Consider the following 1,309-nt stretch of genomic DNA (forward strand, 5'->3'; position numbering starts at 1 on the left):
CTCTTCTTAACCAGTCATATCGCAAACCAAGTGTTTTTTCAGCATCTTGACTGGTCTGCGGAAATAAGTTGAACAGGTCATCTTCATCATCAGACTCGAATACTAATTTTAAACGCTTGGTCACCTTTGGCAGATGCAAACGAGCTTTAACCCGAGTTTTGTACTTATAGCCTTCATCTTCAACGTAAGAAAAGTCGTTTGACCACCTAACTGTGCCTCCGGCGCGCGCATCTTGGTCGACACGTTCATCAACGAAGAAATTATCAAACCAAACCGCTGGCTCACATAACTTACCATTAACGTAAGTAAATGCTGAGTCGAGAATTTGAGCGCTATCAGGTTGACTGTGGCAATGGGAGTAGTCAACATCTTCTTCGGAAAAAGAAGACGTTGAAACTAGTATGAAAACTAAAGCTAAAAGTCTCAATGATGTGATTGTATTTAATGGCTTTGGCCCTAAGTATGACCAATAGACATTCAGTGCGTCAATGAATCATGTAACCAAACCTCGATCCAGAGGCCTCAATTATATTGTGAACAATGAGGTGGCTAGCCGTTTTGCGCAATTTGAGAATATTGACGCAATAGGTCAGTCAATGCCGTTACCCACTCTAACGCATTTTGTGGCGCACTTTTTACTAATACTTCAACATGATTACAGTGCGTTTCCAGAGGAATCGCGCGTTCTAAATGGAATGACACAGAATAGAAGTGCCACAGCAACAGCCTCTGCATACGCACAACATTTTGCGCTCTGTTTTCCGACTCAGCAAATAGAGCAGGTAACTCACTAAGAGCAATTGCATTCATGCGAAGCATAGCATCAAACTGTGCTTCTTGAAGTTTGTCTTCGTTTGCCGTTTCCTCACTTTCGAAGGTGAACAACTCTGTCATCGACTCTTCCGGTACTAAGCGATGAACCATTCTCAGACTAAGCTCTTCTAACTCGTCATCGGGCATTTGAGACAGACAGGTGTAGGTATAATCGCGTTGCATACGGGTACTCAGACAAATTTAATTTGGCTGTGTATTCTAACCACTGTAGGGAAAATTACTATACTAGAATCAGGCAAAAAAACGCCCCGCAATTTGCGAGGCAATGTTTGTTGAGTTTGCTAGGTTAGCCATTGACGTTGTATGTGAACTTTTTAATGATAAACTACCATAAGAATTCTTATTTAAAACTAGATGCTCGATCCAAAATCGCAAACTTTACAATTAGAATTATAATAAAAATGTTCCGAAACTGTGATCTTGGTTCACGGTTTCATATCAACTTCATGCATAGCAACTCAAAGGTGTACTGACA

1 protein-coding gene and 1 pseudogene are annotated in these 1,309 nt (G+C 40.9%); both read right to left on the reverse strand.

Annotated elements, in window-relative coordinates; genetic code table 11:
- Positions 1 to 427 (reverse strand): annotated as a pseudogene (locus QTO00_RS19810) (hypothetical protein); the annotation flags it as partial.
- 122 nt (positions 428 to 549) lie between these two features.
- Positions 550 to 996, reverse strand: coding sequence for a hypothetical protein (locus tag QTO00_RS19815; protein ID WP_038208370.1), 447 nt, complete (start codon positions 994 to 996; stop codon positions 550 to 552).
- Positions 997 to 1,309: the final 313 nt, after the last annotated feature.

The organism is Vibrio sp. M260118 (assembly GCF_036533755.1).
In the GTDB taxonomy this organism is placed as follows: domain Bacteria; phylum Pseudomonadota; class Gammaproteobacteria; order Enterobacterales; family Vibrionaceae; genus Vibrio.